Genomic DNA, 25,394 nt, shown 5'->3' on the forward strand with positions numbered 1-25,394 from the left:
ACGCTTGATGCTGCAACTGACCCCTGCCACTGACAGTGACCTTGCGTTCGCCCGCGACCTGACGCGCCGTCTCATGCTGCCGTATTACCACCGCTACGACCTGCTCTGGGTGGAGCAGGCGTTCGATCAGGCCTGGCAATGGCGCGAGCAGTGGCTTGTGACCGATACCGACGCCGTGTTGGGTTTCTGCAGCCTCAGCCAGGATAGCCAGGCGCTGTTCATCCGGGAGTTGCATTTGCTTCCCGCCCACCAAGGGCAGGGCGTTGGTAGCTGGGTGCTCGAAACGCTTGCGCATTGGGCAGCCCAACGGCGCCTGGCGTTGCTCAGGCTGATGGTGTTTCGCACCAATCCGGCGCGCAGGCTTTACCAGCGACGAGGCTTCGTCGAAATGGGTGAGGATGACTGTTTTGTGCGCATGCAGCGCACGATCGATTGCTCAGGACAATGATGCCTTGTCCCAACCGGCTGGCAGCGGCATAGTGCCCTGTGTGAGCGACGCGGAGGTAAGTGCGGACGTGGCGCTGCTCGGAGATACCCAGGGACAAGGAGACGCCCGGATGAATGGAATCGGCCCCCGGCTGCGGGAAGAACGTGAACGGCTGGGCATGACCCAGCGTGTATTCGGCGATATCGGCGGGGTGGAACCCAACGCGCAGGGCAAGTACGAGAGTGGGGAGCGCACGCCACGTGTCGATTACCTGGCCGCCGTAGCGGCCAGGGGGGTTGATGCGCTGTATGTGCTTAACGGGGTGCGTACCCCTGTACCCTTGCACGGGCTTAGTGCGCAGGAGTCGGACGTGCTCAACGCGCTTCGGCGCGTCGCTGAAGCCGACAGGGCGGCGATTTATCACCTGTTGAAACGTCTGTCCGACGACAGGCATGAGCATCCGGGGCGTATAAGTTCGGACGCCGGTCGTCAGCCGTTTCTGACGAAAGCAATGCGCTAGGCCGGTTGTGAAAAATTTTGTTAAGGTGGCGGCATCCAATCGCCCTGCTGAAGAGGTGTGTGCTTGATTAGGGTCCTAGTGGTCGACGACCACGATCTGGTACGAACCGGTATTACGCGCATGCTGGCCGACATCGACGGCTTGCAGGTGGTAGGTGAAGGGGACTCCGGCGAATCGGCGCTCAAGCTTGCGCGCGAGCTCAAGCCAGACGTTGTGCTGATGGACGTCAAGATGCCTGGCATCGGCGGCCTTGAGGCCACACGCAAGTTGCTGCGCAGTCACCCTGACATAAAGGTGGTGGCAGTGACCGTGTGTGAAGAAGACCCGTTCCCCACGCGCCTGCTACAAGCCGGGGCGGCCGGCTACCTGACCAAGGGGGCAGGGCTCGATGAGATGGTTCAGGCCATTCGCCTGGCATTCGCCGGCCAACGCTACATTAGCCCGCAGATCGCCCAGCAGTTGGCGCTTAAATCGTTCCAGCCACAGGGCTCGCCGTTCGATGCGTTGTCCGAGCGTGAAATCCAGATTGCCCTGATGATCGTCGGCTGCCAGAAAGTGCAGATCATTTCCGACAAGTTGTGCCTCTCACCCAAGACCGTCAATACCTACCGGTACCGGATCTTTGAAAAACTCTCGGTCACCAGTGACGTCGAACTGACATTGCTGGCCGTTCGCCACGGTATGGTTGACGCAAGCCTGTAAACCTCATGTCTGAAGTCTTTGATGCCAGCGCATTCCTGGCGACCTGCAGTGGTCGCCCGGGTGTGTACCGAATGTTCGATGCCGATGCGCGGCTGCTCTACGTGGGCAAGGCCAAGAACCTCAAGAAGCGCCTTGCCAGCTATTTTCGCAAGTCCGGGCTGGCGCCCAAGACCGCTGCGCTGGTCAGCCGCATCGCTCAGGTGGAAACCACCATCACCGCCAACGAAACCGAGGCGCTGTTGCTGGAGCAGAACCTGATCAAGGAGTGGCGCCCGCCGTACAACATCCTGCTGCGTGACGACAAGTCCTACCCTTATGTATTCCTCTCCGACGGTCAGTTTCCACGGCTTGGCATTCATCGGGGCGCGAAGAAAGCTAAGGGGCGCTACTTCGGCCCTTACCCAAGTGCCGGGGCCATCCGCGAGAGCCTGAGCGTGCTGCAGAAGACCTTTCTGGTACGGCAATGTGAGGACAGCTACTACGCCAACCGCACCCGCCCGTGCCTGCAATACCAGATCAAGCGCTGCAAGGGGCCCTGTACCGGCCTGGTCAGCGCCGAGGAATATGCCGAAGACGTGCGCCACTCGGTGATGTTCCTGGAAGGGCGCAGCCAGCAGTTGGGCAACGAGCTCAATGCCGAGATGGAAAAGGCCGCCATGGACCTCAATTTCGAAAAGGCGGCCGAACTGCGCGACCAGATTGGCCTGCTGCGCCGCGTACAGGACCAGCAATACATCGAAGGGGGCAGCGGCGAGGTCGACGTCATCGCCGCGTTCGTCAACCCTGGTGGCGCTTGCGTCCACATGATCAGCGTCCGTGGTGGGCGTGTGCTGGGGAGCAAGAACTTCTTCCCGCAGGTGGGTATCGAGGAAGACGTCTCCGAGGTGATGGCGGCTTTCGTTTCGCAGTACTACGTCGGCAACCCGGAGCGTGAGTTGCCGGGGGAGCTGATCGTCAACGTGGTGCACGAGGACTTCGAGGCCATCACCGAAGCCCTCAACGCCCTGCGCGGCCGTGAGCTGACCATCAGTCACCGAGTGCGTGGCACCCGCGCGCGCTGGCAGCAGTTGGCAGTGACCAATGCCGAGCAGGCGCTCAACGCACGCCTGGCCAACCGCCAACACATGGCTGCACGCTTCGACGCACTGGCTCAAGTGCTGGACCTGGACGAAGTGCCGCAGCGCTTGGAGTGCTACGACATAAGCCATTCCAGTGGCGAGGCCACGGTCGCCAGCTGCGTGGTGTTCGGGCCGGAGGGGCCGATCAAGTCGGACTACCGGCGCTTCAATATCGAAGGCGTGACTGCCGGCGACGACTACGCCGCCATGCACCAGGCCCTGACCCGTCGTTACGGGCGCATCCGTGATGGCGAAGGCAAGCTGCCGGACGTGCTGCTGGTGGACGGGGGCAAGGGCCAGTTGAACATGGCGCGCGATGTGATGCAGGAGCTGGGTTTCAGTGAGCTGACCCTGCTTGGCGTGGCCAAAGGCGTTACGCGCAAGGCCGGCTTCGAAACCCTTTACCTGAACGATGTGCACAACGAATTCACCCTCAAGGGCGATTCGCCGGCGCTGCACTTGATCCAACAGATCCGCGACGAGGCTCACCGCTTCGCGATCACCGGTCACCGTGCTCGTCGCGGCAAGGCCCGGCGAGTGTCGAGCCTTGAGGATGTGGCAGGCGTCGGGCCCAAGCGCCGGCGCGACTTGCTGAAACATTTCGGCGGCCTGCAAGAGCTCAACCGCGCCAGTGTCGACGAGATTGCCAAGGCACCGGGCATCAGTAAAAAGCTTGCCGAGTCGATTTATGCCAGCCTGCATAGCGAGTAGAATGCCGGGTTCAACCCGCAGCCAGTCGTACCGATGAATATTCCAAACCTGCTCACCGTTCTACGCGTTCTGCTCATCCCGATTTTCATCCTGCTGTTCTACATGCCGTTCCACTGGAGCTACATGGCCGCCAGCAGCGTATTCGCCGTCGCCGCCGCCACCGACTGGCTGGATGGTTACCTGGCGCGTCGGTTGCAGCAGAGCACCCCGTTCGGTGCGTTCCTGGACCCGGTGGCCGACAAGCTGATGGTCGCCGTTGCGCTGGTACTGCTGGTGCAAACCCACGCCAACTTCTGGCTCACATTGCCCGCTGCAGTCATCATCGGTCGCGAGATCGTGGTGTCGGCGCTGCGCGAGTGGATGGCCGAGCTGGGCGCGCGGGCCCATGTGGCCGTGTCCAACCTGGGCAAGTGGAAGACGGCTGCACAGATGCTGGCGTTGGTGATCCTGCTGGGCAATCCGCCAGCGGTGACTTTCTGGGTCATTCTGGGTTACGGGTTATTGTTAGTGGCAGCGGGTTTGACCCTCTGGTCGATGGTGCACTACCTGGTGGCCGCCTGGCCGCACCTGCGCGAAGGCTCGGAGCAGAAATAAAAGTTTTTTTGAATCAAGGGGTTGACGCGGTTTTGGATATCGCTAAAATGGCACCCATCACGACGCGGGAATAGCTCAGTTGGTAGAGCACGACCTTGCCAAGGTCGGGGTCGCGAGTTCGAGTCTCGTTTCCCGCTCCAAATATCGATCTACAGAGTTCCATGGAAGTCTGTAAGTCATTGAAAAAAGACGCTTAGGCGTCTTTTTTCGTTTCAGTCAAAGCCGCGCCGATCCATGGGCATCCGGACTTTTTTAGTCCACAAATTAGTCCATGAAATTCGGACTCTCACTGTGGCGGTTTGTGCTGGAGAGGAGCGTCGAGCGTCACGAGCATCTAGCCCTGAATTTCATGTTCAGGAGCTCGTACATCGCACTTTGAGATGCAACCTTTCGCCAAGCCAATTCCACCGGCAAGGACTACACCCTCGGAAATAGCGACGGCCTGTCACTTGGCGTGAGCGGGCTGGCGGTAAATCTTGGCACTTTCGCTATTCATGGGCTGGCAAGCAAAAACGCATGCCCCTCGGTACCTACCCCGAAGTCGGCCTGGGCAGGCACGCTCACTGCGCGACGAAGCGCGGCGGCTGATCGCCCCAGATCCCAATCCCTGTATGCACCGGCCCCACCAGCGCCGCACCCACAACCTCGCAGAGCAAAACACCTTCCAGGCGATGTACGGCTTGTGATTCAAGCACCGCAGTGGTGTGCTCAAGAAGGGCCTGCAGAGCACGGTGTAGCAGATCCAGCGCATCTTTGATAACGACGTGTTGCCTGTAGTGGGCAAATTTTCCATCTTTGCGGTCAAGCGGCATGACCTGCTGGAAGTGCTGGCCAAGATCGAGCGGCGTGGAGCTTACACCGTGGCCGAAGGTCCGGATGTGGTTCAAGCAGCTGTTTCGCTTCGCTTCGGTCAAAGCACGAGGGCTGGAGCAGAACCCTGCGCCGGATCTCGATGTGGTGGTCGCGCCTAAGCCGCCTGTGGTCCACAACCCCTTGCTGCGGGTGTCAGAGCTTCCTGGACTGTTTGAGGCTGTCGGGGGTACGGTGGTGCATTGCAGATCCGTCTAGGCTTGCGCCTGCTGTCACTGACGGGCGTGCGCACCAGCGAGCTGCGTCTGGCTACCCCGGATCAGTTCGACCTGCGGCGGGGGCCTATGGACGATTCCGCCCGAAGTGGTCAAACAGTTGCAGCTTGAAATGCGCATGGAAGGCCGTCGTAACCAACAAATTGCGCCTTACTCCGTGCCACTGTCCAGGCAGGCGAAGGACGTTGTTCGGCAGTTGCTGCAGTAGATTAGGGCCGGCACAGAAATACGTATTATACAATCGACGCGATCTGACGGACCTTATGAGCGAGAACACCCTCAATACGGCATTGCACCGTATGGGGTATGCGGGGTTGCTGAACGGTCACGGCATGCGCGGTACGCTCTCTACGGCGTTGCATGAATTCGGCTATCCCAAGGCGTGGATCGATGCCCAGCTATCCCATGCAGCCCCCGATAGAATCAGATCGGCCTACAACCATGCCGAGTACGTGGAGCAGCGCCAGCGCATGATGCAGGATTGGGCCGATCGGTTGGACTTGTGTCAGCAAGGGGAAATTGAAGCGGCTACCAGGCAGTTGACCATCTATCTGGAGGGTGTCGCGTTGGAGAGCGAGTTTCAGCCCAATGGGTACTTGGCGCTTTCGTCGTCCAGGGCAAGCGCTTGTTAAAACATGCGAAATAAGAATCACAGGCCCTCATATTGAGCAGGCCCTGTGGATTTTGCAGTGCTCAGGCGACCAGCAGGATTACAAAGACGATGACTGCTGCAATCCAGAGCCCTGTATCGATCAGGTCGGAAATGAGTTGGGTGTGGAGAGTTACAACTTCAAGCTTCAACTCCGCACGTAACAAATTCAAATCTGATTGCGTGATCCGAGATTCGGACATGAGATCTCCCAGTGCTGAGGGATGACGGAGTATGCGGTCCGGCTCGCCGGAGCACTGACATCCGATAGATAGTGAAGCGTGAAAAGTGAGGATCTGCAGCAACCCCGGGATGAAGTTGCTGCAGTGCGATCCAGGACTGTGGGGATTACAGGTATTTCAGAACTGCGATCATGGTGCCTGCGGCAAATGAGAACATCACGCCAAGGCGAACCAGCAACTTATTGTCATGCTGCGAGAACTGGGTTTGGTTTTGAGCGTGAAAGGTGTTCGTGTCCTTTAGAGGGTCATTACGCATCGTCTGGGGATCTTTACGAAGATCCGTTCCCAGGTTGTCCATATCCTTGCGCAGCTCTGCCAGGTCAGCTTTAGCTGCACGGAGATTGGTCATATCCGACTCCAGTACTTGGATTACAGCGGTCGCTTTGGGCTCCTAGTTGTTGATGGCGATCAACGCCTGATACTGAGCCAGTTCCGTGTTCATGAGAGGGTCCCCAAAAAAGGAAAAAGGCCCTCCCTCGACGGGTGGACCCGTCGAGGATTTGGATGACAGTGCTTCCATCGACCTGGGGCTCGATTGATCACGGGAGTGGAAGCTAAGCGATCAGGGGCTGGACCAATGAAGTGAATTACTGCACCGCCATCTTGAGGATCCAGATGGCCTGGGCGTGTGCTGAAGACCTCAGCGTCACAGGTTCCACAGTCAACCGCGCAGGTCTGAATGTCAACGGAGCAAAGCGTTCGCGACACTTCGTTTTGTTGCATCAGGTGACGGGTGCGATGTTGGGGGACAGGGGCAGCGTCAGCTTCCATAGATAATGATCGTTGAGCGTGGTGTTGTTATGGATCTAGGGTAAAAATCTATCAAAAATGCCAGGTGTGCTCTGTGTTTTTTGGCGTATGATGATATTTAAAGGGCCATTTATATGGAGTGCTTGATATGCTGATTTATAAAGATGTATTTACAGGTGATGAGTTGGCGTCTGATTCTTTTCCAGTTAAAATTGTCGACGACCTGATTTTTGAGTTTAGAGGAAGGCATGTAGCTTGGAAGGAGACGGAAAAGGTTTTGAATCTGTCCGTTGATGAAGACGGGGGTGGTGATGAGCGTGTGGAGCGGGGGATTGATATAGTCCTGAGTCATCGCCTCATAGAAATGGATTGTTATGAAGATAGTGTGGTTTTTAAGAGCTATATAAAAAATTATGCCAAGAACGTTGTTGAGTATCTTGAGGGTGCTAAGCGTACACAGGTGGAAATTGATGATTTCAAGAAGAGACTTCAGAGGTGGGTGGTTGGGCTTTCAAATAAAGAGCGATTTAAGAATTTGCAGTTTTTTGTAGGGGAAACTATGGCTGAGGGTAGTGGGGAGGGGCAGGTTTGTATTATAGAGCATCGCGAAGAGGCTGACGGTAAAGTACCGTATCTGATGTTGATCAAAGAGGGTGTGTCGGTGGAGAACGATTAGTTTCTTCGCTCATCGATTTAAGTTCTAGGTACGGGTTGGCCTGAGCGATGTCGTCCATCAAATCCTTGGGATCTTTGATCAGGTAACCGTGGGAGCGCCGCGTCTTGCGCGGACCGGCGACTTGGCAGATCCAGATGTTAGGCTCTGTATGAAATCCTGAGAAATCCAATTTCCGCGCCTTGAGCGCTGAGATTTTGTAGATTTCCCCGCCATCGACGAGAAGAATTCTGTGATGGCAAAGCGTTACGAACTCTCGGACGAAGCCTGCGGCGTAGTCTTCGATCTCTTTATGGAAACCTATGGCCGAGGGCGGCAGCGCCTGAGCGATCGCCTGATGCTTGATGACGTGCTCTGGGTGCTCTGCTCGGGCGCTGCGTGACGAGATATGCCGGAGCGTTTCGGCCCGTGGTCAACGGTGTATCAACGGTTCCGAGGCTGGCGAAATCAGGGGGGGCGTTCGATCAGATGCTCAAACGCATGGACCTGAGATTGAATGAGCAAGGGTTGATCGACCTGCAAGCTTGGGTGATCGAATCCAGCGCAATGCGCGCAACCCGAGCCTCTTCTGGCGCCGGGAAAAAAGGGGGCCTGACGAGCCTGCCGATCACGCTTTAGGCCGCAGTCGCGGCGGCCTGACAACTAAGGTCCACATGCCCTGCAACGCCAACGGGACACCGTTGCGCTTCCTTCTCTCTGGCGATCAAGCCAGTGACATCAGCTATGCCCAGCCACTGCTGGGCGAAGTCAGCATTCCATCGAACCAATGTGGCCGCCCCCGCAAACGCTGTAAATGGCTGCTTGCTGACAAGGGCTACGACGCCGAATCGCTACGCCGTTACTGCGAGCAATATCGAATGCAGCCCGTCATCCCGCTGCGATCAATGAAGCGCAAATCCAAGCCTGGCTTACCCAGGCTGTTTGATCGACCCAAGTACCGACAGGTGTGTAACCGGGCTGCGAGCCACTACTAATATCGTTCCCCGGTTGGCAAAGCGCAGCATGTTCAGTGTCAGGTCTTCGGGTGCTTCCTCGCCCAGATCGAGAAGCACATCTTGAGTCAGGTATTCAGTCATGCACAGAAGTCCTTTCTGGAGTTTTCGTGGCCACCGGTTGCATCATTCGAAATGCCCATCTACGTCGGCCTTTAGCCCACCGCTCGCTCGGCCGTTTGCAGTAGCGCCGGCTTGCCCGCCCTCAGGGTTAAGATCAAGCTTCGCGGCGGGCGTATTGATCTGCCCGCTGTGCTGGCCGGTGAGGTTGAAGGCTTCGCAGGTGATGTTGAGCGTGCCGTTGGCATGCATTTCGATAAGTGTCTTGCTGCACTTCAGGCGTATCGTGTTGCCGGCTTCCACTTCATAGTCGCCGGCAATCAGGTCGTTCTTGCCGCCGCCGACTTTCCCGCTGTTCACACGCCAATGCGCATTCAAATCATCACGTGGGTGGCCTGTGAGTGTGAAGCTTAGGCCAGGTTGCAGCCTGACGTCATCTCCCTGAACATCGACTATTCGAACATCGTGGCGCAGAGCGGTGGTCCGGTTCTCGGTGAATGGTTTACCCACGGCATCGCGTTTGTAGCGGCCGGGGTAATCGAAGCGCTCGTAGTCGCTGGACTGTTGTTCCAGGAAGGAGCCCGAAGCACGGTGCTCCTGGCGATACGCCGGATGGGTGAAGGTGTAGTCGCGCTGGACCTGTCGTGAGGTTCGGACCTGCTCGCTGTAGCGTAGGCGCCGTAGGCAAGGTCTGGCCTGATCGCCGCCACTGTTGGCCTGATACAGCACGGTGTTGGGGTCGATAACATCTTCGCCTTCAACGAACCTTTCGTCATCCTTGTCAGTCTTGAGCGCCCCATGGCTGATCAGCCCAAGGGATAGCAGCTGATCCGTGATGATCAACTTATGCAGTTTTTCGCTGTGCTCGAAGCGATAGACGAAGCCCTCTTCAGCTGCCAGGCGGGCGATGAAGTCAAGGTCGGTTTCGCCCGCTTGCACGCAGAACTCGCGCACTTGGTGGTCCAAGCTTGCGCGAAGCTCGTACTGATCGATGCCCTGACGCTTGAGCATCAGCTCAAGAATTTGCGGGACGGTCTTTTGCTGAAAGATGCGCCAGTTCGAGCGCAGTCCGGCGCGAGCCAGGGTGGGTTCGACCAAGGCGTGGTAGTAGGTACGGTAAAAGCCGCTTTCGCCCTGGCTGAATCGGCTGACCAACCCGTGCACGTAGCGCACCGGCCGTTCGCCATCCCAGATCGTGAACAGGATGGGTTTATCCAGCAGTTGGCCGAAATCGATGTTTGGTTCGAAGCTGACTAGTTCCAGTTCGAGGGTGAAGGGCGTGCTGATCGCTTCCTTGTGTTCGAACGACACCACTTCAAATTCGGCATTGCCAACGAGTGGCTCGAAGGTGTACCGCAAATCAGATTGGCTAGGCATGAAAAATCCTTCCGCCGTCTGAGAGTTCCAACACCCCCGGCAGGGCCTGCCTGCCAGGCGTGTTCAGCCGGGTTACACGATCGGTTTACGCCAGTCGTCGGAGCCTTCGGTGCCTGCGACTACATGGGTCCAAGATATTTTGCGGTAGGACATCGCCACCTCGATCAGTTGGGTGTAGTTCGCGTTCTTCTGGTTCTGCGCATGCGGCAGCACCGTGTTGATGTCGACGATGGTGGCGTCCTCCAGCTTGGTGGTGAAAAAGTGCTCCTGCTTACCCTCCACGGAAGTGCGATACCAGTTGACTTCAACGGTCGGCAGCATTTCGCCGCTGGACAGTGCCTGATACATCAGCGGTGTCGCCTTGTTCAGCGCGCTGGTGAAGATGAAGGGTTTGTGGACTCGTTGGCCTGCAGGCTGGCCGCTCTGCGGGTCGGTAGGTACGGTCACTTGGTGCTTGATCTCCTGCACCAGAATTTCGTCTTCGTGACCTTCGACAAACACGTTGCCGACCGAATCGGAGGTGAAGGCGCCCGCGGTGATGTTGCCTTGGGTCTGGCCTTCGATCTTGATGTAAGCGGGTGTTGGCATGGCAGTTTTCTCCTGCGTCCATGTGGATAAGCACGCGCACGAAGGGCAGCGTGGCCATCGAAATCGATGGGCTTTTTCAACGAGGCAAATGCCCCGTCAATTCATTGAGTTCGGGTGTGCCGACTGTCGGCGGTTTAATGCTGCAAGATGCCGTTGAGCGACTGCAGCACCTCATTGGTGATCAGGTGCAGGCGGTAGCTGTAGATGCCGTAGGCTATGGCCATCGCAATTGCGGAAATCAACAAGGGGCTCCACCAGGGCCATTGCCGATTCATGCGGAAATTGCGCGGGGCGACGTTGGTGTAGGGGTCGCAGACCGTTGTCGGCGTGGGTCCACGTAGCTCACGAATGATTCCGTGGAGTTGGTGAATAAGGTCGTTCAGCGTTTCTTCGCCTTTGGGCGCGAGGGCGTACTTGCCTTTGAGTCCAAGGCACAGAATGAAGTACATGAACTCCAGCACGTCCTTGTACCGCTTGGGCTCCTGCATCAGGCGTGAGATCACAGTGAAGATCTTTGCGCCACCGAACGTTTCACCGTGGAAAATGCTGAGCAGGGGCTCATGGCTCCAGAGGCTGACCTGACCCCAGGGCCGCTCCATCACGGCCTCATCGATGAACAGGCACAGGCCGTAGGAATACGCCAGAATTTGCGTGGTCTCGTAGCCGTGCTGGCGCATCTCTTGCTGGATGTTTCCAATCTGGTTGCGTACCTGCTGGTGCACTTCCTCGATGTTTGGCAGTGTATCGAGAGTGCGCAGGCGTATTACCAGGCCAAATAGCGGTGACGCGGCATCTAGCATCAGGTTGTCGTAGCCGCCCCGCAACTGGAAGTCCGGATCAGCTGCGTATCCTTGATAGGCAGGTCCTCGCTCTGGAGCAGTGGAGTCGGATGCTCTGGCGTTACTCGGAAAAGACTTCCGAAGCATCGATTGCAACAGCTCGGCTTGAGCAAAGGCGGTATCATTGTCCGCGTGATTGTTCTCTCGCATCTCATTCACTCCTGATCGCCCAGAACTGCAACTCAAGCCCAGGGAATTCCCCTGCGATATGAATCCCGAAGCCGTTGGCTGTCTTCATGCAGGCCCAGGTCGGGTCGCGACGGTCGAGCTCGAAATAGCTGAAGCCCGCATGGAAGGGCAGGTCGCGAGGCGCTACCGGCAGTGGCTGTAGCGCAATGCCGGGTAGCTGCTTATGCACCAGGTCATTCAAGGTCTCCAGGGAGGTGACCTTGGCTTTCTGCATGAACAGCTGGCGCAGCGTCGGCGGTGGCAGATCGGCACGCACGGCGAGGATGAAGTCGGCGTCATCGATCAAGCGGCGGTCCTCGAGCGTTGTCGTCATTACGCCGTAGTCCAGCGCGTCCAGCGGTAGAGAGACAGCCCGCGGTTGCAGGACCGTACCCAGGGCGCGGCGTAAGGTGTCCTGCAGCGGTTTCAACGACGTGCGCAAAGCGGTGTGCTGATAGGCGGGAAACTCTGGCGGTAGGCGGCTCTCGTCGGTAAAGGTCACGAACTCGCCACAGGCCTGGCTCATGTGCAGGTACAACTGTTCAGGGTGTGTCTGCCCCTGCCTGGCCAAGTGTTGGAAGCATGGCCACCAACGGTTCATGGCCTGCAGCAGGTTGAAGTCGCGGATGTCGGCGATGCCGGACTGGCCCGAGGCGCCTATTCGGCTGGCCATGTTGCGTGAGCGCTCGCGCAAGGTGTTGGTGATCTCTTCCAGGTAACGCTGGAGTGCCGGCACCGCCCGTACCGAGACGCTGGTCGGGTAGAACCCTTCATCCAGTTGCAGGCTGCCATCGGGCCGGCGTTCCAGGATGCGTGCCATGGCCAGGCGGGTGTAAGCGCTGCTGTCGTCGGCCCTGCGTTTGAGTTGCAGGTTGGGCACCGCCAGATCGACCTGGGCAAGGTCGCCATCGGCGCTATGGGTGTCCTTGATTTCCAGAGGCTGTGCGCTATAGCGGAAGTTGGCGGCGTTGTCCGGCCAGCTCACCTCTCGGCCACCCTCGGTACGCAGCGGCAGGCAAAGGTAGACTTCGCTGTCCTTCGCACCGTCGTCCTCGATTTCCAGTGGGGGCGGCGGTGGCAGATCTGCCGGGATGTCGAATACCGTGCCGTCCGGCATGATGCCACGCGCACGGGTGATGGCGATCTTGCCCAGGCTCAGGTATTCGTCGTTCAGTTGCAGCTCGCTGAAGCCATAGAAGGCTGCGTTGAGGCTGCCGAGACGTTGATGCAGGGCTGCCTCTGCGGCGCGGGCAGCCTGCTGGAAGTGCTGCGGTTTGACGAACAGGCCTTCAGGCCAGAGAACGGAATTGCGTGAACTCATGAGCGCTCCGTGTCAGCGTGAGTAAGTGAGAAGGGTTGGGCAACCATCAGTCTTCTTCCTTGAGCAGAACCTGCGTGTCGTTGAGCAATATCGACAGGATGATGTGTTGGCCGCGCGGTGGAATGCGCAGCACCTGGCTCCAGTTCGCATTTTCCTGATTGCGGTAATCGGCGATCACTGCAACGAACCGAGTCTCTGGCTCGATGGCGGCAAAGGGGATGAACTTGAACTGCCCAGGGCGTAGCAGGTAGTCGTCATCGCGGATGTAGGTACTGCGCAGCGCCTTGGCCGGGTCCTTGTCCAACAGGTCATAGAGGCTGTTGCGCAGCAGCGTGTCGTCGCGCAGTTGCAGGATCTTGATGGCCATCGGAGTGGCGACCGGCTCAGGGGTAGCCGTGGTCACGCGCGGTAAGGTCAGCTCCACATTCGAATCTTCATAGCGGCCGGGCGTGCTTTCTTCGAAGGGTGAGCGAAGGGGGGAATCGGCCTCATCCTCTTGCCTCTCGACGGGAGAGATTGCCGGGAATTGCGCCTGCAGAAATTCGAACAGCGATCCGACTTTCTCGGTCAGCGCGTAGGGGTCTCCCGCACTCAAACTGACTGCGTAGGGGCTGGGCTCCAGACTGATTTCTTGCTCAACTGCTACATCCACGCTGTTGGGGTTGCTGTTGAGCGTAGGGCTGGCGTTGATGCTGAACGCGACTTCGGTAGGTTGATCCTTGGTCGGGCCGACGGGGATCGAGGGGTCCATCGCCACCTGACCCATTTTGCTCAGGGCAGTGCAGCCTGAGAGCCCGATCAGCGTCGCCAGAACGCCGGCCACGAGTGAATGATGCGTCATGGGCGTTCTCCTGCAATCAAACGGTCCAGCGGTTTCTCTTGCGTGGCTTCGGTCACCGCATCCAATGCTGCCAACGGATCTTTGCCTGTAGCCGGGTCGAATACCGAGCAGATCTCAGCGACTTCTGGGGTCGTCGTGGGCTTTACAAGCCAACGCTCTGCGGGTGCATCCAGAATAAGTCGGTCAAGTACTCGCGAATCAGCGTTGAACAACTGCTCCAGCGAACGTGCATCCGTTTGTGAGAGTTGAGCCAACAGTCGGTAAGCGCCAACACGAAGCCGGTCACCCTCAAGCAGACGCCTGACTGCTCGCATGCCCAGGCTGTCCAGGTTGTCGTTCAGGTAAGTGCGCCCGCAGCGGTCGATCACGCAGAAGCTGCCTTCTATCCAGCGGATCTCGCAGTGGATCGGTGCCACGCTCTGCACACGGTCATTGATCCGCCACGTGGCCTGCGCGCTGCCGACGGTGCCCCCTGCGCGATCGAATTCGTGCTGGGCCGTGACGTTGTGCTGTAACTGAGCGAGGTTGGTGATGCTCAAGGTCAATGTACTCATGAGCGCCCCCGGAACCGTACGACGGGGCTGATCTGGCCGTGGCGGTCATCGACGAAGCTGGTCCAGCCCAAGTGGGCGCCTTGGCTCGGGTGCAGGCAGAATGGCGACAGCGCGTTCTGTTGCAGCCGCAATTCCAGGTCGTAGGCCAACCCGTCGCGCAACAGGAAATCGATCAGGGCACGCAGGCGGTTGAAGTTGATGCCACTGGGCAGCAAGTCGCGCAGCTGTGCCTGGTCAAGCTCACTGATCACGATGGTGAATTTGCTGCTGCGCGTGCGCGTGCGGCTGCCGACCATGAAAGAACTGCCCAGCTCACCGTTGTTGCGGCCAAGGCTGACCTGTTGCTGGATTGTCGTAGGCACCGAGCGGGTTTCGAACTCACGAATCTGCACCTGTTTCAGGTCGAAGCAGTGGGCAATGATGCCGGCGACGGTGCCCGGTGCGCGGCTGCGGCTGGCGATCACTCCTGCGAAGCTGAGCAGCCGGCTCCAGGGCAACGCCGTGTCGCCGCGCAGCTGTTTGTCATTCAACCCGAGCAGGGCAAAGATGTACTGGGAGAACCCATCGCTGGCACCCGGCTGGAAACGAATGTAGTAGCGGTACTTGCGCCAGATGCGGTGCAGCAGGCTGAGCAGGTAGTGGTTGAAGAAGTCGAAAAAGGCCGGGCGCACGCCGATGCCCTGTGCATGCTCGTAGGCCACCTGCTCCAGGTAGTAGGACGGCAGCGGCGAGTCAGTGCCATGCAGGCCCATGAATGTGGTGCACACGCGATAGCGGTCTTCGGTTTCGGGCATGCGCTCGGCTTTGTACACGTCGGAAACCGGAAAGGTCAGCCTTGGATCGCAGGCCAGACGCACGCGCAGCCGAGCGGCCCGTTCCGGCCAACGCGGTTCCAGGTCATCCCCGTGCAAGCCGTGCAGGCGCTCCAGCAACTGGTAGAAGTTGTACCGGTGTGCGTCGGCGAGCATCTTGTCGGCTAGATCAGCGGTTGTTTGCCGGTCTGGATGGGCCATGTGTAGCGCTCGTTGTTGGTGGTGTTGATCACTTCCAGTTGATGGAAGGAATTGATGCTGGCGTACAGGGCGAAGAAGTGCGCGAGCACGCAGCCGAACAGATACAGGTCGCCCTCGCAAAGGAATGCGGCCTGATCCAGCTTCAGTCGTGTGCGTAGCCCGCGAATGGGCTGGCCCTTGATCAGCCAATCCAGAGGTTCGGTCTGGATATCCCGGATGCCTTCGAGGCGCTTATGGGTAGTACGGGTCTGCTGCAGGTCGTGCAGCGCCACGAAGTCGTAGGCGCGAATGACCGCTTTGAGCGGCTCGCAAGAAAGCAGCGACAGGTAATTGAGCGACATGTTGGAAATGAGCGCCCACTGCAACTGGCCATCGAGCACTGGCCGACAGGGGCGTGTCGGTGTACAGATGTTGGTGTAGGTGGTCAGCGGAGGAGTGACTTCGGAAATCACATTGATGTCGTCGACGCCCAATGCCAGAGGTAGATCGCGATTGGTGCAGGTCAGGTCGATGGACGCCGTTTCCAGCTCACCGGTGTAGGCGTTGGCGTCGGCACGCACGAAGGCGATGCGGTGCGTGACGCCATCGCCGCGTAAGGAATCTTCGAGGGTGTAGCGGTAGTACAGCGCCGTGCGCCCTTGAGCATGCTCGATCTCATGGGCGAACGACTCGAAGGGGCGGAAGGTGCGCAGGTGTTCGCCGGTGTTGCCGTCTGTGGTCGTGCGGGTGCTGATCACCCGATCAACACTGAAAATTTCATAAGCATGCCGCTCTTTACCTCGGGGCGTGAGGTCAGCAGGGGCGTGCCGGTTGGAGAGGTCGATAGGTTCGGCGCTGTAGCTGAACAGGTTTACAGCCGGCGTGCAGAACAAGCTGAAGTCCACCATGCCGATACCCAACGAATCAGGTAGCTGGCGGGTGAAATGAAGTTCAATGCCCACTTGCTCAGTCGCTTGATCGGGCCAGACCTTCTGCAATCCGGTGATGCTGAAGAAGTGGAAGCGCTTTGGAAAGACGAAGTACTCCTGCAGGATCCGATAACCGTCGAAGACATTCTGCGGGTAAGGCAGCAGCCCTTCGTTTGAGCTGAAGCCTGGGAAGACGATACTGCTGACGGGTAGCCTGCGGGCCTCGCCGTTGATCGTCACAGCGACATGCTTGAGGTATTGAGCGATCCAGAGGTACAGCGTGCGCGCAGTTTCAGTATCACCGCTGAGGTGGAAATCCAGACTGTTGCAGCCGAGGGTGTTCATTGGTCGCTCGACCAGGGGGCGCAGCTCGATGCGTGCCACCGAACTGTCGAGCGTCTGGGTAGCGCTCACCGATTGGATCTCAAACGGATGGATATCCACTGCCGTGCAGGTGCGAAATTCACAAGGCACGCCATCCACAGGTTTGGAGAACAGCTGTGAGCCTTTGGGAATGAGTTGCGATTGGCTGAGCGCTTGCTTGAGTGGCGTGAACTGGATGATCGTGGCACTCGGCAGCGGCCGCAGGTAATTGGGCCACAGCAGCTGCAGCATGGGGTGCGTCAGCTCTGGCAGGTCATCCTCAAGCTTGAGGCGCAGCTTGGCCGTGAGGAAAGCAAAGGCCTCCATCAGGCGTTCGACATCCGGGTCGCTGCCACCCTTGCCCAGCAGTCGGGCAAGTTGTGGGTTGTCTTGGGCGAAGTCGTTTCCCAGCTCATGCAGGTAACGCAGCTCTTCGCTGAATCGATCCTTGAGTGACATTGGTCACCTCACTTGGGTATGGCGGCTATGGCCGTTGACCAGCAGCTCCAGTTGTAGCTGCTCCTTGCGGTTGTTGACCTGCACGTGACAGTCCAGCCTGAGATGCAGCTCCAGCGGGGCGTGGCAATCGGGCATGGCTTTGAGCGAGCGCACGTGCACGCGGGGCTCGAAGCGCTGGATGGTGCGGCGAATATCGGCGCTCACTTGCTTCAGCAGGTCGCCACTGCTCACTTCGTGGCCATTGAAATCACGTAGGCCCAGCTCAGGGCTGCTCTGTGAGCAACCCTGGCGAGCGTTGAGCAGTGTTTCCAAATGGCGCTTGATGGCGGCGAACTTATGGGACGCGCGCTCTTGCCTGGACGCCTCCCGAGCCATGGACTGATCCGCAGTCAAACGGTCGAAAAAGCCGGTCATTGGGTATCGAGCCGGCCGACCAGCGAAATTTCGAAGTTCGCGCCCATGTATTTGAAGTGCGGGCGCACGGCGAGCGAAACCTGGTACCAACCCGGATCGCCGGCAACGTCTGAGACTTCGACCTTCGCGGCTCGCAATGGGCGACGGCTGCGCACATCTGCTGAAGGGTTTTCTTGGTCGGCCACGTACTGCTTGATCCATTTGTTCAGCTCGGACTCGAGGTCTTTGCGCTCTTTCCAGCTGCCGATCTGCTCGCGCTGCAGCACCTTGATGTAATGGGCCAGGCGGTTGACGATGAACAGGTAAGGCAACTGGGTGCCCAGCTTGTAGTTGGTCTGGGCCTGCAGGCCTTCGGGGGTCTTGGGGAAGTTCTTCGGCTTCTGCACCGAATTGGCCGAGAAGAACGCGGCGTTGTCGCTGTCCTTGCGCATGGTCAAGGCGATAAAGCCTTCTTCGGCCAGCTCGAACTCCTTGCGGTCGGAAATCAGCACCTCGGTTGGGATCTTCGCTTGCAACTGCCCCAGCGCCTCGTAGAGGTGCACTGGCAGGTCCTCTACGGCACCACCGGACTGCGGGCCGATGATGTTCGGGCACCAGCGGTAGCGGGCGAAGCTGTCGTTGATGCAGCTGGCCAGCAGGAAGGCGGAATTGCCCCACAGGTAGTTGTCGTGTCGCCCGTCGATGTTTTCGTAGTAGTGAAAACTTTGGACAGGGTTTTCTTGCGGATGATAGGCCGAGCGGAGCATGAAACGCGGCCCGGTCAGCGCGGTGTGGCGGGCATCTTCACTTTCACGGAATGCGCGCCATTTGGCATGTCGTGGCCCCGCGAAGATGTCCTTGATCTCTTTCAGGTTGGGCAGCGCTTCGAAGCTGCTCAAATTGAAGAACTCGGGAGACGGGGCTGCCAGGAAGGGCGCGTGCGACATGGCACCGACAGAGGCCATGTAACTCAGCAGTTTAATATCAGGTGAGGAGGGGCCGAAGTTGTAGTTGCCAACCATGGCCGCCACCGGCTCGCCGCCAAATTGACCGTAACCTGCGGTGTAAACGTGTTTGTACATGCCGCTGCAGGTGATATCGGCAGCGTTCTCGAAATCGTCGAGCAAGTCTTCTTTGCTGACATGCAGGACTTCGAGCTTAATGTTCTCGCGGAAGTCCGTGCGGTCTACCAGGAGTTTGAGGCTGCGCCACGAAGACTCAAGCGCTTGGAAGGCCGGTTGATGGAGGATGGCATCCATCTGGTTACTGAGTGCCCGATCCAGCTCGGCAATCATTTGATCAACACGGTGCTTGTTGATTAATTGATCTGGGTCAGGGGTTTTGAGGATCTCGGTAATAAAGGCCGATACGCCCTGCCTGGCGACTTGATAGCCCTCTTGGGCGGGGACTAACTTGGTCTCGGCCATGATCTGGTCGAGCAGGGTGGCATTACTCAATGTATCGGTAGTGAGTTCAGCCGTTAGGGTCGTGGTGTTGGACTTTGGCATGGGGACGCTCCTTTGTCTCAGTCTTCTTTTGGCGCCTCAAGCACCAGATTCAATTCTTCGGCGAGTTGTTTGCGGGCCTGCTCGTTGCTCAACAGGTGCTGCAATTGCTTGCGGAACGTGGGCACGTTGCCCAGTGGGCCTTTCAGGGCCACCAGTGCTTCGCGCAGCTCCAATAGCTTGCTCAGCTCTGGTACTTGGCGGGCGATGCCGTCTGGTCCGAAGTCGTTGATTGACCTGAACTGCAGGTTGACCGCCAGCTCCGCCTCCGGCGCCGCACTGAGTGTGGAGGGCACGGACATGGCCAAGCGGACATCGACGTCATTCAACACGTTGTTGAAGGTGTGTTTATCGATACGTATGACCGAGCGGTCTTCCAGCGCACGGGTATCATCCAGGCCGAAGTCGCCCATCACCAACATCTTGTGTGGCAGCTCTAATTCGGCCTGTTCATCGCCGGTGGCCGGTACGTACTTGATGTTGATGCGCTCTTTAGGTGCAACCGATCCTGTGGACTTTGCCATTGCAGAATCCCTCCTTGTTTGTAGGAATTTTTCCCGGTAGTTGTTCCAGAGTTCCGAATTAGTTTGTAGGAAACTTCCCTAATGTCTGTCTGCGGAATAAAAAAACTGCGGGGTTGTTTGTTGTTCGCGTAAAAACCATGCGCTTGGAACTGTTTTCCCGTCGAGTGCAAAAATGTAAAAAAATATTTGTTTTTGCCGACTGTTTTTTGTGCGCTAGGCTCTTGCCGTTATCGGGTGTCGAGGTGTCCGTTAGAGCACCTTGGATCTGCTGATTCGATATAGGTCATATGTAATAATGAGGGGGAATTTACTTGCGATGCTTGGCAAAGAATGCATATGGCGTAGGTTTTCTTCTGATACTTGGCGGCATGCCAATACCTGTGTATTCCGATCAGGATTGCTCGCGGATCGTATCTAACGTTGAGCGCTTGGCATGTTTCGATGAATCAGCCGGAACACCTGCGCACCTGGTGGCTGTGCACTGGTCGGCACCGGAGCAGGATTCACCTACGGTGCGTCGTGTGCTGACCCATGAAGCAGGGCGAAATTCCGACGACTTGACGTTTCGTCTCACGCGTGAAGACGAGGGGCTGACAATCTCTGCGCCCGCAGTCGCTTCGGCTGTACCGCATCCCTATCTGGTGATCAGCTGTTTGCAGAACATCTCCCGGCTACAGCTGATCGCCGCACAACCCGTTGATGCCGGCCGGGTGGCGATGCGACTGCTGGGGGAGCGGGGTGCGACTGCCCTAACGCCCTGGCAGGTGACCGAGAACGGTCAGGTGCTCGATGCCGGCAGGGGCTTGCCGGGCATTGAGCAGATCAAGCAGCTGATTGGGGCCCACCGCATTCAGGTGCAGAGCGACAACCCTTCCATTGACGGGCTGGTCTTCGACGCTCAGGGGCTGGACCCGCTTATCGACGAGGCACGCAAGCTATGTCGCTGGTAGCCGAAGTCGACCCGCAGGAAATTGCCCGGTTGCTCGCACCCATCGATGCCCAGGCACCGGCCGGCCTGTTTGATGTGGAGGACGAAACCTACCAGGCCATCGACCAGGAAATGGTCAAGCTGGGAGGGCTGCAGGAGTCCTGTATCGACTGGGCCTATATCGAGGAAGCGTCGCGTCAGTACTTGGGGCAGCAGTGCAAGCACTTGCGCATTGTTGCGCACTTGAGTGCGGCATGGCTTCGCAGTGGTTGTTGGGAGCGGTGGGGTTTGACCTTGACCTTGCTTGCCGGCATGGTCGAGCGCTACTGGGAGGTTGCTCATCCCAAGCCTGGCCCCAAGGGTTTCCTGGGCAAGCGCAAGTTGGTTGGCCTGGTGCTCAACCGCCTTAACGTGGCGCTGCCGCGTTTGGACCGCTTCACCTACAGCCCTGCGCATGCGGTTGTAGCTCAAGAGGCATTGCAGCGACTGCAACAGCAGCAATCCGTTGCCCTGTTGGATGAAGCCATTCTAAGAGATTTGGAGCGCCTGCTACGCAAGCACACGGAGCTGGCGAGCCGGGGTGGGGAGCCTGCTACGAAGGCGCCGACGGCAGCCATCAAGCCTGCCCCCCTGGCCGAGGTCATCGCCACGCCACTGCCCCGCGTGTCGTTGGGCAACGAACGTGAATCACGACGGGCCGTGCTGACCATGGCCGAAATGATCAATCAGCAAGACCCTTACGACCCGACCGGTTATCAGTTACGTCGGTTCGGCTTGTGGGCCCACATCCAGGCAGCACCTCAAACCAAGCAAGGCAACCGCACGGAGCTGATGGCGGTGCCGCTGGATATCGCCGGCGATTATGAAGAGGCCATTGCCGGCACCGCGATCGACGCTGCGTTGCTCCACCGGATCGAAAAGAGCGTGACAGCTTGCCCTTTCTGGATACGCGGCAGTTTCCTCGCGGCCATTGCGGCGACACGGCTGGCTATGGATGAGGTGGCTGAGGCAATCCGCGCGACAACTGCCCGGTTCGTCCAGCGAATGCCTGCGCTGCAGCAATTGTGCTTCAGCGACGGCCGGGCGTTCCTGGACGATCAATGCCTGGCTTGGCTCAAGGCCACAGATGAACAATCCCAAGCCGAACCTGCCCACGAGTTTGTGGGCTTGCGCGAAGAACTCGTCAGTCAATTGGAAACCGGCGGGGTAGAGCCGGTTTTGCTCAGGCTGCAGGCGATGCAGGCCGACCTTCGTGCTCCGCGCGAGCGCTGCCATACCACCATCATTGCGGCCGATCTGCTGGCCGCACGCGGTGTCTCCTGGCTGGCCCAGGACCTGTGTACCAGCGTCGCTCGGACCATGCGACAAACCACCGCCAGTGCCTGGGAACCTGATGTGTTTCAACGACTGCAACAGTATGCCTCCCCCCATGCATTGGCCGATCAAAACAAGGACTAGAACCCTCCATGAATCAACTATGGAAGCTATTGAAACGTTGGGGTTTGCCCCTGTTGACTCGGATCGGCCTAGCCATGCCACTGCTGCTTGGACTGGGGACCGTACTGGTGCTGTTTGCCATCTGGTGGCTCGGGCCCCAGTGGACGTGGCGCGAACAGCATCCGCTGGCCAGCATGGCGCATCGTAGCCTCGCCAGCCTGGTGCTCGTGCTGGTGCCGCTGCTGTGCTGGCTGGTTGTGCTGCGCAGGCGGTACGTTCGCCTGGAGGCAGCGCGCAAGCACGCGGTAGCCGCTGAACTGGACAGCGTACTGCCGTTGGTTCGAGCACAAGAAAAAGCCTTGGACCAAGGGCTCTCGCGATTTGTTGACAGCGCAGGAGGGCGGCGTGCCTTGTACCGGTTGCCCTGGTACTTGGTAATAGGCGACCAGCATGCCGGCAAGTCCAGCTTCATCGACCGTACGGAACAAAGCTTTTCACTGACCCGCATCGATAAGGCGCAGGCGCGGGGCAGGCAGGCGCAGGCGCTGGCCTTTCCCATAGGCTGGTGGGTCAGCAGCGATGCGGTGATCATCGATCCGCCAGGGGCCTTCATCAGGCAGGCGTCGAATGCAGACTCGGCCACTAACGACTCAGGCACACCGCAACTACCACCTGAAACTCCGGCCAGGCTGTGGCAGCATCTGTTGGACTGGCTATTGCGCAACCGCAGCCAGAGAGCCCTCAACGGCGTGTTGCTGGTTGTTGACCTACCTGCGCTGCTGCATGGCACGCCTGAGCAACGCGTTGCACTAGCGCACGTCTTGCGCACCCGTCTGTACGAGATCAGCAGCCAGTTGGGCTCGCGCCTGCCGCTGTATGTGGTACTGACCAAGTTCGATCTATTGGACGGTTTCGACCAGCTCTATGCCGGCCTTTCCGTAGCCATGCGGGAAAAACTGCTCGGCTTCACGTTCAAGCTGGACGCGGTCGGTACGTTCGACGCCTGGCTGGAGGAATATGGTGATCACTACGAGCAGTTGATCAGCCAGCTGTTTGAGCAGGTGGTGGACCGACTCGACACCTTAAGCAGCGCTTCGCAGCGAGCGCGGCTGTTCTCACTACTGGCCCAGTTGATCGGCTTGCGCCCGATACTGCTGGGGTTCTTGAAAGAAGCGTTGGCAAGCGATCGCTACACCACGCCGGCTCTGGTGCGGGGCGTGTACTGGTCCTCGGTCATTCAGCAAGGTGACATGTTCAATGCATTCGTGCGCGAGGCAGCCCAGCCGTACAAGACAGAGCTTCCGTTGCTTGAGGGTAAGGCACAAGGCAAGGCGCTGGCGTACTTCATCCAGCACGCGTTCGGGCGTGTCATCTATAAGGAAGCCGGGCTTGCCGGGGACAACATCAAAGTGGCGCGCAGCAAGCGTCAGTTACTATGGGTCGGTTCCGGGGTAGGCACTCTGGCTTTTTGTGTCGCCATTGCCAGTTGGCAACGCTACTCCGATATCAATGGCGCCAAAGCTGCCAACGTACTCGCTAAAAGTAGGGAGTACAGCCATCACGAAGTGGATCTGCGCCTGGATCCGACCGGGCGTAACCTACTGGAGCCGCTGAACCAGATCCGCGATGCGGTATCAGTATTTGGCGACTATCGTGCGGCATGGCCAGGTGTTTCCGATTTTGGCCTGTATCAGGGCCGTGCTATCGGCCCGCGCGTCGATGAGGCCTACCTGAGCTTACTCTCCAAGCGTTTTTTGCCTGCCTTGGCCAGTGGCGTGATTGATGCCATGGATTCAGCGCCGCCAGGCAGCGAGCAGCAGATGGCTGCCCTCAGGGTTTACCGCATGCTGGAGGACCGCCAGAACCGCCGCCCAGCATGGGTCGAAGAGTGGATGGCCCGTCAATGGCAGCAGAAGTTTCCTGGCCAGGGCCAACTGCAACGCGATCTCATGCGGCACCTGAGATACGCCTTGGCCTATGCCGATGCCGACCTGCCGCAGTACACCCAGCGTATCGCCGTGGTGCAGGAGGCTTTACGCAAAGTCCCGTTAGCCGAGCGGGTTTATGCTGCCCTCAAACAGCAAGCGGGGGAGCAATTGCACACCGGGTTGGACTTGCGTCATCAGGTCGGGCCGGCCTTCGACGTGGTGTATCAGCCGTCCATGGGTGCTAGGAAGGGCGATGATGTCCGGTTGGCAGCGATGCTCACGGCCAAAGGGTTCAAGGAGTACTTCGAGCCGCGCAGTCAGAGCTTCGCTGATATGGCGATGATCGACCAATGGGCGCTGGGCGAGCGTAGCCAGCTCGATTACTCGGACGCCGACCGGGAGGCACTGAGTGAACGCCTGCGCAACTTGTACAGCGCCGATTACATTGACAGTTGGCGCCGTGCCTTGAATGCCTTCTCGGTAGCAGACTTTCGCGACCTGGATCACGGTGTCACGATCCTGCAGCAGTTGAGCGGCCCTGCGGCGCCGTTGCATCGGCTGCTGGATACGGTGAAGGACAATACCTCGCTTTCATCGACTGAAGTTTTCGACGAAAGAGACGAAGCCAAGGCGGTGATGCCCAAAGGCAGCAAGGCAGAGCAACAACCGGCTTGGGCTATCCAGCGTGCCTTTGCAGGGATGAGCGCCATGTTGCAGGCAGCGGGTGAGAAGTCGAGCTATTACGATGAGACGCTTAGCGCCATAGCGGCAGTGCACGACTATGCCAAGTCTGTACAGGGTAGCCCTGATCGAGGCAAGGCCGCGTTGCAGGCAGTGCATCAGCGCTTCGCGATGACAGGGCATGACCCCATCGGCACCTTGCAGCGGGTTTCGTCTGGCTTGCCTGAGCCGATCAATCAGCAGGTCCGAAAAGTGGCTGATCAAACGGCACAGGTGCTGAACGTTGAAGCCTTGCGCGAGCTGGAGCGGCGTTGGGACGCCGAGGTGTACAGCTTCTTCCAGCAGCGCCTTGCTGGGCGCTATCCCTTTGTGGCCAGAGCACCCGACGCGTCCCTGGAAGACTTCGAGGCGTTCTTCGGGCCGAAGGGGCGGTTGCGGCAGTTCAATGATCAGTACTTGAACGTGTTCCTGAAGGACAACCTCGAAGCCCTACAAGCCGGGCAGCAGGGACAGTCGCTGATCCGCAACGATGTGATCGAACAGTTGGAGCTGGCAGACCGCATTCGCGAAACCTTCTTCGATCAGCGCGGCAATCTGAGTGTTCAGTTCAGTATCGAGCCGTTGGGCCTGAGTACTAACCAACGCACCAGCCTGCTGGACCTTGATGGCCAGCTGATTTCCTACACCCATGGCCCGCGCCAGATCACCGGCATCATCTGGCCCAATACGCTTGGGCAACACGTGCGGAGCAACCTGACCCTGCTCAGGCAGAACGGCAACAGCAGCAGCCTGGAGTACCGAGGCCCATGGTCGATGTTCCGTTTGCTCAGCCGCGGTTCGCTCAATGGACGGACGGCTACCAGTGTAGACCTTAGCTTCAGGACCGGGGATGGCGTGATGCGTTACCGGCTAAGCGCTGAGAAGGCCTTTAACCCCATTACCCAAGAACCGTTCAAGGGTTTCCGGTTGCCTCGTGGGTTGCTACAGCAGCCGCTCAAGGCGATGAAGGCCAGGCAGGACGACGGACAAACTATATAAGGAAGG

At 58.7% G+C, this 25,394-nt stretch carries 23 protein-coding genes, 1 tRNA gene and 3 pseudogenes; 12 read left to right on the top strand and 15 right to left on the bottom strand.

Annotation, left to right across the window (positions count from 1 at the left end; all coding sequences use genetic code 11):
* Positions 1-4: 4 nt before the first annotated feature.
* From FH041_RS03145 to FH041_RS22885, 7 genes and pseudogenes are all read left to right on the top strand, one after another.
* Complete coding sequence (locus tag FH041_RS03145; protein WP_027916240.1) at positions 5-448, top strand: GNAT family N-acetyltransferase; 444 nt, start codon at positions 5-7, stop codon at positions 446-448.
* A 109-nt stretch (positions 449-557) separates the two neighbouring features.
* Positions 558-947 carry a helix-turn-helix domain-containing protein gene (locus FH041_RS03150; protein ID WP_110606571.1) on the top strand — a complete coding sequence of 130 codons (390 nt, stop codon included), beginning with the start codon at positions 558-560 and terminating at the stop codon, positions 945-947.
* A 63-nt stretch (positions 948-1,010) separates the two neighbouring features.
* Positions 1,011-1,649, top strand: a complete 639-nt coding sequence (gene uvrY / locus FH041_RS03155; RefSeq protein WP_027916239.1) for a UvrY/SirA/GacA family response regulator transcription factor — start codon at positions 1,011-1,013, stop codon at positions 1,647-1,649.
* Between the two features lie 5 nt (positions 1,650-1,654).
* The gene (uvrC, locus tag FH041_RS03160; RefSeq protein WP_027916238.1) at positions 1,655-3,478 is read left to right on the top strand and encodes an excinuclease ABC subunit UvrC; all 1,824 of its coding nucleotides are present in this window, start codon (positions 1,655-1,657) and stop codon (positions 3,476-3,478) included.
* Positions 3,479-3,511: 33 nt separating this feature from the next.
* Positions 3,512-4,072, top strand: a complete 561-nt coding sequence (gene pgsA / locus FH041_RS03165; RefSeq protein WP_023534788.1) for a CDP-diacylglycerol--glycerol-3-phosphate 3-phosphatidyltransferase — start codon at positions 3,512-3,514, stop codon at positions 4,070-4,072.
* 64 nt (positions 4,073-4,136) lie between these two features.
* Positions 4,137-4,212 (top strand) — tRNA-Gly (locus FH041_RS03170).
* Positions 4,213-4,451: 239 nt separating this feature from the next.
* Positions 4,452-5,735 (top strand): annotated as a pseudogene (locus FH041_RS22885) (tyrosine-type recombinase/integrase); the annotation flags it as partial.
* 115 nt (positions 5,736-5,850) lie between these two features.
* Here the strand turns inward: FH041_RS22885 and FH041_RS22635 are convergent.
* Both FH041_RS22635 and FH041_RS03190 read right to left on the bottom strand, forming a co-directional pair.
* Positions 5,851-6,009: a hypothetical protein gene (locus FH041_RS22635; protein WP_157852853.1), complete on the bottom strand. Its 159-nt coding sequence runs from the start codon at positions 6,007-6,009 to the stop codon at positions 5,851-5,853.
* A 145-nt stretch (positions 6,010-6,154) separates the two neighbouring features.
* Positions 6,155-6,397: a hypothetical protein gene (locus FH041_RS03190; protein WP_104926356.1), complete on the bottom strand. Its 243-nt coding sequence runs from the start codon at positions 6,395-6,397 to the stop codon at positions 6,155-6,157.
* Between the two features lie 549 nt (positions 6,398-6,946).
* Here FH041_RS03190 and FH041_RS03195 point away from each other — a divergent pair.
* A complete protein-coding gene (locus tag FH041_RS03195; protein WP_049695709.1) occupies positions 6,947-7,474 on the top strand; it encodes a hypothetical protein in 528 nt (175 codons plus the stop codon).
* Here the strand turns inward: FH041_RS03195 and FH041_RS22890 are convergent.
* Positions 7,443-7,643 carry a conjugal transfer nickase/helicase domain-containing protein gene (locus tag FH041_RS22890; RefSeq protein WP_257225316.1) on the bottom strand — a complete coding sequence of 67 codons (201 nt, stop codon included), beginning with the start codon at positions 7,641-7,643 and terminating at the stop codon, positions 7,443-7,445. The genes FH041_RS03195 and FH041_RS22890 overlap by 32 nt on opposite strands.
* 63 nt (positions 7,644-7,706) lie before the next feature.
* Here FH041_RS22890 and FH041_RS03205 point away from each other — a divergent pair.
* Positions 7,707-8,415, top strand: a pseudogene (locus tag FH041_RS03205) (IS5 family transposase); the annotation flags it as partial.
* Here FH041_RS03205 and FH041_RS03210 read toward each other — a convergent pair.
* The 12 genes and pseudogenes from FH041_RS03210 to tssB form a co-directional block, all read right to left on the bottom strand.
* Positions 8,380-8,547 carry a hypothetical protein gene (locus FH041_RS03210; protein ID WP_176417803.1) on the bottom strand — a complete coding sequence of 56 codons (168 nt, stop codon included), beginning with the start codon at positions 8,545-8,547 and terminating at the stop codon, positions 8,380-8,382. The pseudogene FH041_RS03205 and the gene FH041_RS03210 sit on opposite strands and share 36 nt — an antisense overlap.
* A 306-nt stretch (positions 8,548-8,853) precedes the next feature.
* Positions 8,854-9,900, bottom strand: a pseudogene (locus FH041_RS03215) (type VI secretion system Vgr family protein); the annotation flags it as partial.
* A 72-nt stretch (positions 9,901-9,972) separates the two neighbouring features.
* Positions 9,973-10,488: an Hcp family type VI secretion system effector gene (locus tag FH041_RS03220; protein ID WP_049695712.1), complete on the bottom strand. Its 516-nt coding sequence runs from the start codon at positions 10,486-10,488 to the stop codon at positions 9,973-9,975.
* 134 nt (positions 10,489-10,622) lie between these two features.
* A complete protein-coding gene (icmH, locus tag FH041_RS03225) occupies positions 10,623-11,477 on the bottom strand; it encodes a type IVB secretion system protein IcmH/DotU (protein WP_049695713.1) in 855 nt (284 codons plus the stop codon).
* A gap of 1 nt (position 11,478) precedes the next feature.
* Complete coding sequence (gene tssK / locus FH041_RS03230; RefSeq protein WP_104926354.1) at positions 11,479-12,816, bottom strand: type VI secretion system baseplate subunit TssK; 1,338 nt, start codon at positions 12,814-12,816, stop codon at positions 11,479-11,481.
* A gap of 46 nt (positions 12,817-12,862) precedes the next feature.
* Complete coding sequence (gene tssJ / locus FH041_RS03235; protein ID WP_049695715.1) at positions 12,863-13,657, bottom strand: type VI secretion system lipoprotein TssJ; 795 nt, start codon at positions 13,655-13,657, stop codon at positions 12,863-12,865.
* The gene (locus FH041_RS03240; protein ID WP_049695716.1) at positions 13,654-14,211 is read right to left on the bottom strand and encodes an FHA domain-containing protein; all 558 of its coding nucleotides are present in this window, start codon (positions 14,209-14,211) and stop codon (positions 13,654-13,656) included. The genes tssJ and FH041_RS03240 overlap by 4 nt, the downstream gene beginning before the upstream one ends.
* The gene (gene tssG, locus FH041_RS03245) at positions 14,208-15,224 is read right to left on the bottom strand and encodes a type VI secretion system baseplate subunit TssG (RefSeq protein ID WP_049695717.1); all 1,017 of its coding nucleotides are present in this window, start codon (positions 15,222-15,224) and stop codon (positions 14,208-14,210) included. Before tssG ends, FH041_RS03240 begins: the two co-directional genes overlap by 4 nt.
* Positions 15,188-16,954 (bottom strand): type VI secretion system baseplate subunit TssF, encoded by a 1,767-nt coding sequence (gene tssF / locus FH041_RS03250; protein ID WP_140174174.1) that lies wholly within the window; start codon positions 16,952-16,954, stop codon positions 15,188-15,190. Before tssF ends, tssG begins: the two co-directional genes overlap by 37 nt.
* Positions 16,955-16,957: 3 nt before the next feature.
* A complete protein-coding gene (gene tssE / locus FH041_RS03255; RefSeq protein ID WP_049695719.1) occupies positions 16,958-17,368 on the bottom strand; it encodes a type VI secretion system baseplate subunit TssE in 411 nt (136 codons plus the stop codon).
* The gene (gene tssC / locus FH041_RS03260; protein WP_049695720.1) at positions 17,365-18,855 is read right to left on the bottom strand and encodes a type VI secretion system contractile sheath large subunit; all 1,491 of its coding nucleotides are present in this window, start codon (positions 18,853-18,855) and stop codon (positions 17,365-17,367) included. Before tssC ends, tssE begins: the two co-directional genes overlap by 4 nt.
* A gap of 17 nt (positions 18,856-18,872) precedes the next feature.
* Complete coding sequence (gene tssB, locus FH041_RS03265; RefSeq protein ID WP_140174175.1) at positions 18,873-19,376, bottom strand: type VI secretion system contractile sheath small subunit; 504 nt, start codon at positions 19,374-19,376, stop codon at positions 18,873-18,875.
* Between the two features lie 368 nt (positions 19,377-19,744).
* Between tssB and vasI the strand changes: the two genes are divergently transcribed.
* Genes vasI through tssM form a run of 3 tightly spaced genes read left to right on the top strand, consistent with a single transcriptional unit; the run spans position 19,745 to position 25,388 of the window.
* Positions 19,745-20,326 (top strand): type VI secretion system-associated protein VasI, encoded by a 582-nt coding sequence (gene vasI, locus FH041_RS03270; protein ID WP_080992829.1) that lies wholly within the window; start codon positions 19,745-19,747, stop codon positions 20,324-20,326.
* Complete coding sequence (gene tssA, locus FH041_RS03275) at positions 20,314-21,762, top strand: type VI secretion system protein TssA (protein WP_088523585.1); 1,449 nt, start codon at positions 20,314-20,316, stop codon at positions 21,760-21,762. The genes vasI and tssA overlap by 13 nt, the downstream gene beginning before the upstream one ends.
* Before the next feature lie 8 nt (positions 21,763-21,770).
* Positions 21,771-25,388 (top strand): type VI secretion system membrane subunit TssM, encoded by a 3,618-nt coding sequence (tssM, locus tag FH041_RS03280; RefSeq protein ID WP_125922164.1) that lies wholly within the window; start codon positions 21,771-21,773, stop codon positions 25,386-25,388.
* Positions 25,389-25,394: the final 6 nt, after the last annotated feature.

This window comes from Pseudomonas sp. SWI7, assembly GCF_006351945.1.
In the GTDB taxonomy this organism is placed as follows: Bacteria; Pseudomonadota; Gammaproteobacteria; order Pseudomonadales; family Pseudomonadaceae; genus Aquipseudomonas; species Aquipseudomonas fulva.